The organism is Nonomuraea terrae, assembly GCF_004348995.1.
GTDB classification, from domain to species: Bacteria; Actinomycetota; Actinomycetes; order Streptosporangiales; family Streptosporangiaceae; genus Nonomuraea; species Nonomuraea terrae.
In genome coordinates this window covers 1-11,862 of the sequence record NZ_SMKQ01000256.1, presented here as the reverse complement: position 1 = coordinate 11,862, position 11,862 = coordinate 1, and the positions used below count along the sequence as shown (strand labels likewise).

The window sequence follows — 11,862 nt, the reverse complement described above, 5'->3', positions numbered from 1 at the left end:
CACCCTCCTCGACCACGTCACCCCGGACATGGCGGCGTTCCGCGAGGAGACGTTCGGGCCGGTGGCGAGCGTGACGCGGGTCGGCGGGGCCGAGGAGGCGATCGAGCTGGCCAACCGGACCGAGTACGGCCTCGGCGCCGCCCTGTGGACCTCCGACCTCGACCAGGCGCGCCGGCTCGTCCCCCTCCTCGACGCGGGCGCGGTCTTCGTCAACGGCATGGTGGCCTCCGACCCGCGCCTGCCGTTCGGCGGGATCAAGAAGTCCGGCTACGGCCGCGAGCTCGGCTCCTACGGCATCAGGGAGTTCGTCAACGTGAAGACCGTCTGGTTCGGCCCGGCGGTGACGGCATGAGCTCGATCCTCCGTCCCGACGAGCTGCCGGCCAAGGACCGCGGCGCCGGAGCGCGCACCGTGCCGCTCGTGACGCATGCCCGGGGCGCGACGACCTTCCTCAACGGCATCACGAGCTTCGAGCCAGGAGCGGTGATCGGGCACCACACGCACAACGTCGCCGAATCCGTGATCGTCGTCCAGGGCGACGCCGTCGTGGACATCGACGGCGTCCGCACCCCGCTGCGCACCTTCGACACCACGTTCGTGCCGGCCAACGTCCCCCACCACTTCGAGAACGCCTCCGGCACGGCGCCCATGAAGATCTTCTGGACGTACGCGTCCGTCGAGGCGACCAGGACGCTCGTCGAGTCGGGCGAGCACTCCCGCATCGACGCCGAGCACCCCGGCGGACCGGCCGGCCCGGCGGGCCTCGTGCACGAGAGCGCGCTGATCACCGTCCTGCCCGGCCATGAGGAGCGGTTCGAGGCGGCGGTCGCCGAGGCCGCGCCGCTGTTCCAGCGGGCGAAGGGGGCGCGCACGTTCGTCCTGGAGCGCTCGCACGAGAATCCGCGGCAGTATCGCCTCGTCGTCGGCTGGGAGTCGATCGACGACCACACCTCGGGATTCCGCAGCTCGCCCGCGTTCCGGCGATGGCGTGAGCTCATCGGCGACACGATCGCCGGCCTGCCGGAGGTCACCCACTTCCGGCACGTGCTGACCGCCTTCTGACCCCCACGATCGAGGAGTACGTCCCCCATGCCCACCACCGTCGACCCCGACCCCCAGGGGTTCTACTTCATCGGCGGGACCCCGTTCTTCGCCTCCCGCCACGACCAGCGCATCTCGTACGCCCTGTACGTCCCCAAGGACCACACGCCCCAGGCGGCGCCGCTGCCGCTCGTCGTCATCCAGCACGGCACCGGCCGCTCGGCGGAGCTCTACCGGGACCGGTGGAAGAGCTTCGCGATCGAGCACCGCTGCGTCATCCTCACGCCGCTCTTCCCGGCCGGGCTGGTGGAGCCGAGGGAGCTGCACAGCTTCAAGTTCCTCTCCTACGGCGGCATCCGTTTCGACGAGGAGCTGCTGCACATCGTGGACGAGGTCGGCGAGGTGTTCAACACCGAGACCGCCCGCTTCTACCTGCACGGATTCTCCGGCGGCGGGCAGTTCGCGCACCGCTTCTTCTACGTCCATCCCGATCGGCTGGCCGGCGTGTCGATCGGCGCTCCTGGCCGGATCACCCGGCTCGACGACTCCGTGCCGTGGTGGCTCGGCACCGGCGGGTTCGAGGAGATCTTCGGCACCGGGATCGATCTCGAGGCCATGCGGAAGGTGCCGGTGCAGATGGTGGTCGGCGCCGACGACGTCGAGACCTGGGAGATCAACAACGTCGGCGGCCCCAACTGGCTCGACGGCGTGGAGCAGACCGGCCGCACCCGGATCGAGCGGTTGGAGTGCCTGCGGGCGAACTTCGACGAGCACGGCATCCAGGTGCGCTTCGACGTCGTCCCCGGCGTCGGCCACCGGGGCAGCGCGGTGATCCCCGCCGTCCAGGAGTTCCTCGGGAAGCTGCTGAACGAGCGCCGCACCCGCTAGAGACCGGCCGGCTTCCGGCCCGCCCACGAGAGCCCGCCTACAAGAGCCCGCCCACCGCCACACACACACGAGAGAACGGTATTCGTGACTCCTCCGCTCCCTGAAGGGAGCGGCTTCTCGCTAAGCCGCTTCCGCAGCCCGGCGAAGGGCAAGCCCTGCCCTCAAGATGTTGATCGCCGCGTTCACATCAGCGTGTGCGGTGTGACCGCACGCCTGACATCGGAACTCGGCCTGGGTGACGCGGTTCTCCCTCTAGCAGTGCCCGCAGCGGGCGCACGTGCGGGAGGTGCCGGCAGGGTTCACCGCGATCAGCTCTCGACCGGCGCTCTCAGCCTTGTGCGACAGGATCGTCAGGAACACCCCCCAACCCGCGTCCAAGATGCTTCGGTTGAGCCCGGACTTGGCGGCGACGTTCCGGCCGGGCGCCTCGACCGTGCCGGACGCCGAACGGGTCATGTTCGCGATCCGCAGCTCCTCGTGCACGATCACGTCATAGCCGCGCACCAGCGCGTTCGCGACCTTGTGCGCGTAGTCGACCCGCTGACGGCCGACCTTGCCGCACAGGGCGGCGATCCGTGCCACCTCCTTGAGGCGGCGCGTGAACCCGCGTTTCTTACGGGCCAGGTCCCGCTGAGCCGCCGCGAGACGATCGGCGGTCGCGGCGAGGTGGCGCGGGTTGGCGACGTGCACACCGTCGCTCGTGGTGACGAGAGCGGCCACACCCAGGTCGATCCCGGCCACCGCACCCGTGGCGGGAAGCGGCTCGGCGGGAACGTCGTCGCACGACAGCACCACGTACCAGCGGTTGCCCTCCCGCTTGACGCTGACCGTCTTCACCCGGCCCCTCACCGGCCGGTGCTGGTGCACCCGCACATGCCCGACGCCCTGCAACCGCACGAACGTAGCCGAGGGATGTTCGGGCTCGGAATCCCACCGGCAGCCGTCGCCGTCCCTGGGCCATTCCACCGTGTCGAACCAGCCCCGCCCCTTGAACCGCGGAAAGCCCGGTGTGCGCCCGGCCTTGACGCGTGCGAAGAACGCGGCGAACGCCTTGTCGAGCCGCCGCAGAGAACATATCGGCCGGCACCGACAAAACCCGGAAGGACATCTGTGATGCGCGGACCTGGCAGGTCAGGGCACGCTCGGGCCTTGACGGCCCTCCCGCTCCCGATTCCCCCGACGGCTGAAGCCGCCGGTCCCCTCGGGAGGCTCTGATGGCGAACGACCACGCGACCATCGACATGCGCCCGGTGCACGCCTTCCTGGAGGAGCTGGCGGAGCGGGACATGCGGCTGCACTCCCTGATCGTCCACCGGCGCGGGCGGACGGTCCTCGACCTGTGGCAGTGGCCGCACGAACCCCACCTCAAGCACAAGATCCACTCGGCCACCAAGAGCTTCACCGGCACCGCGATCGGGTTCGCCGAGGCCGAGGGCCTGCTCGGGCTGGACGACCCGGTGGTGAGCTTCTTCGACGGACGGCTGCCTGCCCCGCCGACGGAGAACCTGAGCCGCATGCGCGTCCGCGACCTGCTGACCATGCAGACGGGCCACGGCCGCGGCCTGTCCGGCGCGACGACCCGCCTGCGCCAGACGGGGTGGATCGGCGAGTTCTTCGAGGAGCCGGTGGTGGAGCTGCCGGGCCGCTGCTTCGTCTACAGCAGCACGACCAGCCATGTCCTGTCGGCGATCGTGCAGCGGGTGTCCGGTCAGCCCGTGGACGAATACCTGCGCCCGCGCCTGTTCGAGCCGCTGGGCATCACGGACTTCGCCTGGGAGCGCGACCCCGAGGGCGTGGCCAGCGGCGGCAACGGCCTGTCGATGCGCCCGCGCGATCTGCTGTCGTTCGGGATCCTCTACCTCCAGGACGGGATGTGGCAGGGCGAGCGCGTCCTGCCCCGAGGCTGGGCGCAGAAGGCCTCCGCCCTCCACGTACGCCGCGCCATCAGCGGCACGTGGAACGGCAGGGAGCTGCTGCCGCCCGCTCCGGACGCCGTCGCGGACTCCGGGTACGGCTACCAGTTCTGGACGACCGAGGACCGGATCTACAACGCCTCCGGCATCTTCGGCCAGGAATGCATGATCTTCCCCGACCAGGGCGGCGTGGTCGTGGTCACGGGCGCCATGGGCGAGGACACGTACCACGACCTGCCAGACATGCTGCGCACGACGTTCAGGAAGGCGTTCGACGGCGCGGAGCGGGAGGACGACGGGGTCGAGCAGTGGGTGCGGCGCGCCCGCGAGCCCGAGCCGCTGCGGCCCTCGGCGTGCCGGTCCGCCTTCCGCGAGACGTACGACTTCAAGCCCAACGAACACGGCGTCGATTCGCTGTCGGTCGACGTGACGGCGGACACGGTGCTGCTCGTGATCGAGGACGAGCACGGCCGGCACACCATCGAACACGGTGTCGGCCGGTGGCTCGGGCAGCACACCGGCGTGAGCGTGTGGCGGCTGCACCACTCCTACCAGGACGCCCGCGCCCCGATCCTGGCCGCCGCCGAGTGGACTTCCGCGGACGTCCTGCGGCTGACGTGGCACTTCCTCGAAGCGCCGTTCATCGACACGCTCACGCTCCGGTTCGACGCGGACGGCGTCACCGTCGAGCACGAGGTCAACGTCAACTCCGGCCCGACCGCGCTCCCCGCCGTCCGCGGGCTGCGCCGCATCTAGCACGCCCTATTTGGAAAGCCCCCAGGAGGCAAACGGTGCTGTCACAGGTGTTGTCACAACTCGCAGCGGCCGATCCGAACCCGGACCCGGCGGCGTGGCGGATCATCACGAAGATCGCCTACTTCGCCGGCCTGATCGGGACGTTCGGCGGCACCCTGCTTTACGTGCTGGTGGTGCACCCCGTGCTGACCCGCTCACCGGTGAATCCGGCCGACCGCGACGTCCTGCGCCGTCGCGCCGCGCTGATCCTGGCCGCCGTCGGCACGTGGTTCCTCGTGGCGCTGTACTTCCAGCTCGCCGGGAAGGGGGCGCGGGTCAAGGGCCAGGAGATCCCGTACTCCGAGGCGGTGCTGCCGGGACGGGTCCTCGGCTACCTCACCGCGCCCGCCCAGCCCGGCGAGTGGATGTCCGCCGGCGCCCAGGCGGCGGTCCAGTACGGGCTGTGGGCGCTGTCGGCGGTCATGCTGATCCTCCTGTGGCGTTCCAGCCTGCACGCCCGCCTCACCCGCGTCGCCGGCGCGGCCTACGTCATCGCGTTCCTCGCCTACGCCGTCACGTGGGTGCCGACGGATCCGGGCGCGGAGACGTTCGACAGCGTGCTCGGTAGCGTCCTCGACCACGCGCACGTGTTGTCGGTGTCGACCTGGGTCGGCGGGATCGCCGGGCTCGCGCTGCTCGCCACGGCCCACCGCCGCCTGTCCCCCGGCGCGGGAGCCGTGTGGGCGCGGATCTGGTCGCGCTTCAGCGTCGTCGCGCTGACCGCCGTCGGCGGCATGGTCGTCAGCGGATCATGGCTGGCCTGGAAGAACGTGGGTGGCGCCGGCGACCTGCTCACCACCGAGTTCGGCCGGTTCCTGCTGGTCAAGCTCGTGCTGGTGGGCACCATGGTCGCGATCGGCGGGCTGCACGAGTTCGTCCTCATGCCGCGCATCGCCAGGGCGCGGGCGGCCGGGCAGGAAGGCTCGGTGTTCCGGCTCGCCGTACGCGTCCTCCCCCGGCTCGTCGCCGTGGAGGCCGTGCTGGGGCTCGGGGTGCTGGTCGTGCTCACCTTCCTGACCGGGTCGGCCAGGGCGGAGAGCGGCTCGGCGGAGCCCGTGGTCAGCGGCGGAGTGATCATGGTGGGGGTGCTGCTGGTCGCCGTGGTCGTGACGTCGTTCGTCACCACGGCGAAGATCTCCGCCCGGCTCGGCCGCACCGCCGCGGACCCCGCGGGCGGCTGAGCGTCTTCACCGGGAACGCGAAAACGGCCCGTCGTGACGACGAGCCGTTTCCGGAAGGTGCGCCGCCAGGGACTCGAACCCCGGACCCGCTGATTAAGAGTCAGCTGCTCTAACCAACTGAGCTAGCGGCGCAACAGATGTAACTCTATCAGCCGCCGAACAGTGCCCACGCCCGTCTTTCAGCCCAGCCGGGCCGCCAGCCTCTCGTACGCTCCGATCACCAGGTCCCAGAATCCCTTCGCGTCGAGAGAGGTCGCCACCAGCGCGTTGGCCCGCCGGTCGCCGACCTTGAAATCGGTCACCGTCATGCCACGGGTGAACTGCCCGGCGGTCTCCACGTTCACCACGGCCGGCACGCAGGTGAACAACGACGGGTCCAGCACGTACGCCACCGCGCACGCGTCGTGGATGGCCGGCCCGCTCTCGGCCGTCACCACCCCGTACGACTGCGCGGCCGGCACCAGCAGCTCCGCCAGCCGCCCGAGCGGCTCCATGCGCTCCAGCACCTGCGTGGTCACCACGGCCGTCAGCGTCACGTCGAGGCCCAGCATCGTCACCGTCCACCCGGCGTCGAAGACGATGGCGGCGGCCTCGGGGTCGGCCAGCATGTTGAACTCGGCCGCCGGGTTGTGGTTGCCGCGGGTGTAGGAGCCGCCCATGATGACCAGGTCGCGGGCCCATTCCACGACCCTCGGCTCACGCCGTACGGCGAGGGCGAGGTTCGTCAGCGGGCCCACGGCCACCAGCGTGATCTCGCCGGGCCGCGCGCGCAGCGTCTCCACGATGAAGTCGACCGCGTGGCCCCGCGCGGGCCCCCGCCGCGGCGCGGGCAGCACCACGTCGCCGAGCCCCGTGGCGCCGTGCACGTGACCCGCCCTGACGGTGTGCCGCAGGAGGGCCCCGGCGCTGCCGGGCGTGACCGGGACGTCGCCGAGCTCCAGGAACTCGCGCAGCGCCAGCGCGTTCGCGGTGGTCAGCGAGAGGTCGACGTTGCCGCCCACGGTGGTGATGCCCACAAGGTCGAGGGAGGATCCGGCGGCCAGCGCCAGGGCGAGCGCGTCGTCGATGCCGGGATCGCAGTCGATGAGAACCTTCGTCACGTCCGCAGCGTACGCATGAACCCGGACGAAGCACACACTTGACCCCGGGCATGGATCGGGCCGGGCAGTTCCCCCAAAGCTGCCCGGCCCGATCGGTGGCGGTCCAGGCCGACGCTTTCCCCCAAAAGCGCCGGCGGTCCCGCACTTTGCGAACCGCGGTCCCCCTCCGCGTCCGCATCGGTGAAGGTCCTCGGCCAGTCGCCAGAGCTACTGACCTGGTACAACGCTACCGAGGCGAATGCAACGGTCGCGTCATAACGGGGTCGAATATCGGTTTAATCCATTTACGGAAGTTCCAACCGCACCTCAGTGCCGTCCTGGAGTGTCCTGCTCACCGTGCAGTGCTTCTCGTGCACCCGTTCGGCGACCGCCCTGAAGACCTCGTCGGCCGCCTCCGACGGCAGTTCCACGTCGTACGTGACCGTCACCGGCCCCAGCTTGTTGCTCTCCACCTTCTCCGCCTGGACGGTCATCTCCAGGCGCACCAGCCGGTGCCCCCGCTTGGCGGTGAGCGGCTCGACGGTCACGATGTTGCACCCGCCCACCGCCGCCAGCAGGAGCTCCACCGGGGTGAACACCCCGGCCTCGTCTCCGCCTCCGATCCGCACCTCGGCACCGCGGGCGTTGGTGGCCCGGAATCCGCCGTCTTCAGTCCGCTCGACTCGCACGTTAGCCATGTTTAGAGACCCTACTCAGATGGCTCTCATGTTCGTTCAGCATGGTGGGGCCATGGCTAGCGAGGCGAATGCTCATCATGGCCCGATCCTCTTCTGGTCCGGTGTCGCGGTGGCCGAGTTCGGCGCCCTGCGGCCGGGATTCGGTCACCCGTGGACGCCGGTGGCCTACACCGCCGCGGCGCTGCTCGTGGGTGTCGGGTTCCTCACCGTGCAGGCCGCCGACTACCTGCGCACCGAGGAGGCCAGGCAGCGGTTGCGGCTCGGCGGTTACCTGGCCGGCGCTCTGCTGGTGGCCCACCAGTTCAGCTCGACGGCGAACGTGACCGAGCCCGGCCGGGTGGGCTCGCTGCTGCTGTACGCGGCGGCGGCCGTGATGGTCATCTGGAACCACCGGGTGCACCCGTCCCGGCCGCGGCTGCTCATCGCCACCGGGCTCGACCCCTCGGCGCTGCGCGAGCGCCTGGCCGGGGAGTCCGACACCGTGGCGGTCTACCGCGCCGACCGCGTCACCGACGAGCTGCGCGAGCTGGAGGCCCGTTACCGCCTCATCCTCGTCGTGGGCGCCGAGCACGACCCGCGCGCGAAGGAACGCGTCAGCGCCTCCGGGCTGAGCCGTGAGATCCCCGACATCGCCGAGCGCGCGGTCGAGGTGGCCGGCCCCCGCCGGTTCCAGAGGTACGTCGCCGGCGCCCTGACCCGGCTGTCCGTTCCCAGGTCACAGGTGAGTTTCAGTTCCCGGCAAAAGGTTTAGCCTGAGCATATGGCCTGTCTGAAAGCGTGGGCGCCGGACAAGGAGGCAAGGTGACGACTTTCCCCGGAAGCGCCCGTGTCGAAATGGTCATGGGCATGCCGGTCAGCGTGGACATCCGCACGGCCCTGCCGGAGCGCGAGCTGACACCCGTGCTCGATGACGCGTTCGCCTGGCTGAGGTGGGTGGACGACACCTTCAACCCCGCCAAGGAGGACAGCCAGGTCGGCCGGCTCAGCCGCGGTCAGACGATCCGCCAGATCCCCGAGCTGATCGAGGTCCTCCACCGCTGCGACGAGCTCAGCGAGGCCACGAACGGCTGGTTCGAGTCGCGCATCAACGGCGTGATCGACCCGTCCGGCTACATCAAGGGCTGGGCGCTGGAGCGGCTGTCGCGGGCGCTGTGCAACGCCGGGGCGGTCGACCACCGCATCAGCGCGGGCGGCGACATCAGGGTGCGCGGCTCCGCGATGCCGGGCAAGCCGTGGCGGGTGACCGTACGCGATCCGCGCACCGGCGTCGTGCGCGCGGTCGTCCACGCCCACGACATGGGCATCGCGACCTCGGGGCGCAGGCCCATCGTCAACCCGCGCACCGGCAAGGTTCAGGTGGGGCTGGGCTCGGTCACCGTGGTCGGCCCCGACCTGGGCGTGGCCGACGCGTACGCCACCGCCCTGTACGCCATGGGCGCCGTGCTGGCTCGCCGTTTCGCCGCCGACCTGGCGGCGTCGGGGCCGTACGAGACCATGATCGTCACGCGGGACGGCCAGGAGACCACCACGCCGGGCTTCACCCGCCACACCGGCGCGGCCACCCGCCTGGCCGTCTGACCCGCGGGCACACGGGACGGCCCGGCCGGGACGACCGGGCCGTCCACCTCTGCCGGCTAGGCGTCGGGGTGTTGGCGCAGGTATTCGATGTAGATCGGGCGCAGGGCCTCGCCCAGCTTGCCCTCGCCGGCGGCGATGGCGTCGCTGAGCAGCGCGGAGACCTTGCTGAGGTCGTTGGCGCTCTCGGTGGTGTGGCCGCTGGCGGCCTCGGCGGCCGGGATCACCTTCAGCAGGTCCCACAGGAATCCCAGGTCGCCGTGGCGGACGGCGTAACGCACCGCGCGCTCGTGCAGTTCGTGGGCCGGCAGCGACTCGAGCTCGTTCACGTCCATCTTGCTTCCTCCCCCTGCACGCCCTTCCCTCCGCCGTCAGCCCATAACTCGGAGGCATCGTAGAGGTACGGACCTATCGCGGCCCCCGTGCCGAAGTGGGAGGATCAAGCAGCGTGAGATTCATCATCAGAACCCTCGCGGCAGCGGTGGCCCTGTGGGTCGCCATCCAGCTCGTCGACGGCATCGACGTGGCCGCCCCGTCCAACTCGGCCAGTTACTGGGGCGTCCTGCTCGTCGTTGCGTTGATCTTCGGCGTCGTCAACGCCATCGTCAAGCCGATCGTGAAGTCGCTGGGCTGCGCGATCATCGTCCTGACCCTGGGGCTGTTCCTGCTCGTCATCAACGCGGCGATGCTGCTGCTGACGGGCTGGATCGCCGGCCAGCTGGACATCCCCTTCCATGTCGACAACTTCTATCCGGCCGCTTTCTGGGGAGCCATCATCGTCAGCCTGGTGAGCTGGCTGCTCGGCCTCTTCATCCCCGACAACGACTGACGCTTCTCCCCGGCGGCGCTCACGACAGCGGGGCGACCGAGCTGCGTTCGCGCAGCATGGGACGCTGGACGACCCGGCGGCGGCGGGCCCCGCCGTCGGCCGCCGCCGCGACCAGCCGGACGGCCGCGCGCACGATGCCGTCGATGTCCCAGTCGACGGTGGTCAGGCCCGGCGAGAGCAGCCCCGACATCGGGTGATCGTCGTAGCCCATCACCGACACGTCGCCCGGGATCGACAGCCCCAGCTCCTGCGCCGCCGCGTAGACCCCGTAGGCGATGGAGTCGGCGAAGCAGAACACCGCGCTCGGCCGCTTTCCCGACAGCAGCTCATGGGCGGCGCCGGTGGCGGCGGCCAGGCCGTGGGAGGCGGTGACGACCTCGATGTCGAGCCCCAGCCGGTCGGCCTCGGCCGTGACGTGGACGTCGGCGGGCCGGTCGGGCGTGCTGGCCCGGGTCGGCGTGAGCACGGCGATGCGGCGGTGGCCCGACGAGCGCAGATGCTCCAGGGCGAGCGTGACCCCGCGCCGGTTGTCGAAGACGACCTCGCCGGCCGTGCCCGCGATCGAGTCGCCGATCGCCACCACCGGAACCGACTCGCACAGCTCGCGCCAGAACTCCGCCGCCGGGTCGATCGGCTGCACGATGAGACCGTCGACCCGCTGGTCGCGCAGCTGCCGGGCGAGCGCCCGCTCCCTGCCGGGATCGCCGACCGCGTCGAGGATCAGGGCGTAGCGCTCCTTCTCCCGCAGGCCCCTGCTGATGCCGACGGCCAGCGACTGCTGCCAGAGGTCTTCGAGCGAGCCGCACAACACGCCGATCATGCCGCTGCGGCCGCTGGCCAGCGCCCTGGCGATGGGATCGGCCTCGTAGCCGAGCTCGGCGGCGGCGGCGCGCACGCGCTCCATGGTCTCCTCGGAGACCTGCAGGCCGCGCAGCGCGTAGGAGACGGCCGCCGGTGACAGGCCCGTGGCCTGCGCCACCTCACGGATCGTGGCTCTCTTGCGAGGCATTCCGACAGCCTATTCCGTGACGCCGACACAACGGTGTTAGCCGCGAGGGCAGATTACCTGTAATGTCAGTAGGGATTTAGGGGAGGAAATCCGTGAGCATCGACGTGCACCAGCACCTGTGGACGCCCGCGTTCGTCGCGGCGCTGCGGGCCCGTACGTCGCCGCCCCGGCTGGACGGCTGGACGCTGCTGCTCGACGGCGAGCCGCCGTACGAGGTGGATCCGGCCGACCACGAGCGGCGCGACACCGGCGGCCTGGAGCTGGCGCTGGTGTCGCTGTCGAGCCCGCTGGGCGTCGAGTTCCTGCCGCCCGGGGAGGCGTGGCCGTTGATCGACGCCTACCACGAGGGCGCGCTGGGGCTGGGCGAGCCGTTCGGGGCGTGGGCGGCCACCTGCCACAGCGAGCCCGATCCCGACCGGCTGGCGGCCGATCTCGACCGGGGGTTCGCGGGCCTGCAGATCCCGGCCACGGCGGTGCCGGACGACCAGCTGCTGGAGGTGCTGACCGCGCGCGACCTGCCGCTGTTCGTGCACCCGGGACCGGCCGCCGCGCCGGCCGGCATGCCGTCGTGGTGGCCCGCGCTGGTGCCGTACGTGCAGCAGATGCACGCGGCCTGGCACTCCTTCCACGCCGTCGTACGGCCCCGGCATCCGCGGCTGCGCGTCTGTTTCGCGCTGCTCGCGGGCCTCGCGCCGCTGCACACCGAGCGCCTGACCGCCCGGGGCGGCGGCCGCGGCCTGGTCGACCCGAACTTCTTCGTGGAGACCTCGTCGTACGGTCCGCGCGCGATCGACGCGATCGTCCGCGAACTGGGGATCGACGTCGTGGTCAACGGCTCCGACGCCCCCTACGCC

At 70.9% G+C, this 11,862-nt stretch carries 13 protein-coding genes, 1 tRNA gene and 1 pseudogene; 9 read left to right on the top strand and 6 right to left on the bottom strand.

All coding sequences use genetic code 11. From position 1 onward, the window contains the following. The 3 genes from E1286_RS42170 to E1286_RS42160 form a co-directional block, all read left to right on the top strand. On the top strand, positions 1 to 352 hold a 352-nt coding region (locus E1286_RS42170), incomplete at its 5' end, for an aldehyde dehydrogenase family protein (RefSeq protein WP_132622189.1). Further along, positions 349 to 1,062 (top strand): cupin domain-containing protein, encoded by a 714-nt coding sequence (locus tag E1286_RS49640; protein WP_223190884.1) that lies wholly within the window; start codon positions 349 to 351, stop codon positions 1,060 to 1,062. The genes E1286_RS42170 and E1286_RS49640, both read left to right, overlap by 4 nt. A 27-nt stretch (positions 1,063 to 1,089) precedes the next feature. Beyond that, positions 1,090 to 1,929, top strand: a complete 840-nt coding sequence (locus E1286_RS42160; protein WP_132622187.1) for an alpha/beta hydrolase — start codon at positions 1,090 to 1,092, stop codon at positions 1,927 to 1,929. Positions 1,930 to 2,049: 120 nt separating this feature from the next. Here the strand turns inward: E1286_RS42160 and E1286_RS42155 are convergent. Then, a pseudogene (locus E1286_RS42155) lies at positions 2,050 to 2,997 on the bottom strand (RNA-guided endonuclease InsQ/TnpB family protein). 146 nt (positions 2,998 to 3,143) lie between these two features. On the opposite strand from E1286_RS42155, the gene E1286_RS42150 reads away from it, so the two are divergent. Both E1286_RS42150 and E1286_RS42145 read left to right on the top strand, forming a co-directional pair. Further along, positions 3,144 to 4,598: a serine hydrolase domain-containing protein gene (locus E1286_RS42150; RefSeq protein WP_132622185.1), complete on the top strand. Its 1,455-nt coding sequence runs from the start codon at positions 3,144 to 3,146 to the stop codon at positions 4,596 to 4,598. A 35-nt stretch (positions 4,599 to 4,633) separates the two neighbouring features. Continuing rightward, positions 4,634 to 5,818: a copper resistance D family protein gene (locus E1286_RS42145; protein ID WP_165970162.1), complete on the top strand. Its 1,185-nt coding sequence runs from the start codon at positions 4,634 to 4,636 to the stop codon at positions 5,816 to 5,818. A 58-nt stretch (positions 5,819 to 5,876) separates the two neighbouring features. Here the strand turns inward: E1286_RS42145 and E1286_RS42140 are convergent. The 3 genes from E1286_RS42140 to E1286_RS42130 all read right to left on the bottom strand — a co-directional run bounded on the left by E1286_RS42140 (position 5,877) and on the right by E1286_RS42130 (position 7,595). Further along, positions 5,877 to 5,950 (bottom strand) — tRNA-Lys (locus tag E1286_RS42140). A 47-nt stretch (positions 5,951 to 5,997) separates the two neighbouring features. After that, positions 5,998 to 6,918 (bottom strand): nucleoside hydrolase, encoded by a 921-nt coding sequence (locus tag E1286_RS42135; RefSeq protein WP_132622183.1) that lies wholly within the window; start codon positions 6,916 to 6,918, stop codon positions 5,998 to 6,000. A gap of 284 nt (positions 6,919 to 7,202) precedes the next feature. Then, a complete protein-coding gene (locus E1286_RS42130) occupies positions 7,203 to 7,595 on the bottom strand; it encodes an OsmC family protein (RefSeq protein WP_132622181.1) in 393 nt (130 codons plus the stop codon). A 52-nt stretch (positions 7,596 to 7,647) separates the two neighbouring features. On the opposite strand from E1286_RS42130, the gene E1286_RS42125 reads away from it, so the two are divergent. Together E1286_RS42125 and E1286_RS42120 are read left to right on the top strand one after the other, a co-directional pair. Continuing rightward, positions 7,648 to 8,346 (top strand): ferredoxin reductase domain-containing protein, encoded by a 699-nt coding sequence (locus E1286_RS42125; RefSeq protein ID WP_132622179.1) that lies wholly within the window; start codon positions 7,648 to 7,650, stop codon positions 8,344 to 8,346. Positions 8,347 to 8,396: 50 nt separating this feature from the next. Beyond that, positions 8,397 to 9,173, top strand: a complete 777-nt coding sequence (locus E1286_RS42120) for an FAD:protein FMN transferase (RefSeq protein WP_132622177.1) — start codon at positions 8,397 to 8,399, stop codon at positions 9,171 to 9,173. A gap of 56 nt (positions 9,174 to 9,229) precedes the next feature. Here the strand turns inward: E1286_RS42120 and E1286_RS42115 are convergent, their stop codons facing one another. Next, complete coding sequence (locus E1286_RS42115) at positions 9,230 to 9,505, bottom strand: hypothetical protein (protein ID WP_132622175.1); 276 nt, start codon at positions 9,503 to 9,505, stop codon at positions 9,230 to 9,232. A gap of 113 nt (positions 9,506 to 9,618) precedes the next feature. Between E1286_RS42115 and E1286_RS42110 the strand changes: the two genes are divergently transcribed. Next, positions 9,619 to 9,999, top strand: coding sequence for a phage holin family protein (locus E1286_RS42110; protein WP_132622173.1), 381 nt, complete (start codon positions 9,619 to 9,621; stop codon positions 9,997 to 9,999). 19 nt (positions 10,000 to 10,018) lie between these two features. Here E1286_RS42110 and E1286_RS42105 read toward each other — a convergent pair whose 3' ends face one another. Next, the gene (locus E1286_RS42105) at positions 10,019 to 11,008 is read right to left on the bottom strand and encodes a LacI family DNA-binding transcriptional regulator (RefSeq protein ID WP_132622171.1); all 990 of its coding nucleotides are present in this window, start codon (positions 11,006 to 11,008) and stop codon (positions 10,019 to 10,021) included. A gap of 92 nt (positions 11,009 to 11,100) precedes the next feature. On the opposite strand from E1286_RS42105, the gene E1286_RS42100 reads away from it, so the two are divergent. Then, a partial coding sequence (locus tag E1286_RS42100) for an amidohydrolase family protein (RefSeq protein WP_132622169.1) occupies positions 11,101 to 11,862 on the top strand: 762 nt, incomplete at its 3' end.

What these genes read in the sequence shown, in the direction of transcription:
- E1286_RS49640 (WP_223190884.1), top strand. Translation starts at nt 349, where the DNA reads ATGAGCTCGATCCTCCGTCCCGACGAGCTGCCGGCCAAGGACCGCGGC.
- E1286_RS42160 (WP_132622187.1), top strand. Translation starts at nt 1,090, where the DNA reads ATGCCCACCACCGTCGACCCCGACCCCCAGGGGTTCTACTTCATCGGC.
- E1286_RS42150 (WP_132622185.1), top strand. Translation starts at nt 3,144, where the DNA reads ATGGCGAACGACCACGCGACCATCGACATGCGCCCGGTGCACGCCTTC.
- E1286_RS42130 (WP_132622181.1), bottom strand. Translation starts at nt 7,595, where the DNA reads ATGGCTAACGTGCGAGTCGAGCGGACTGAAGACGGCGGATTCCGGGCC.
- E1286_RS42125 (WP_132622179.1), top strand. Translation starts at nt 7,648, where the DNA reads ATGGCTAGCGAGGCGAATGCTCATCATGGCCCGATCCTCTTCTGGTCC.
- E1286_RS42115 (WP_132622175.1), bottom strand. Translation starts at nt 9,505, where the DNA reads ATGGACGTGAACGAGCTCGAGTCGCTGCCGGCCCACGAACTGCACGAG.
- E1286_RS42105 (WP_132622171.1), bottom strand. Translation starts at nt 11,008, where the DNA reads ATGCCTCGCAAGAGAGCCACGATCCGTGAGGTGGCGCAGGCCACGGGC.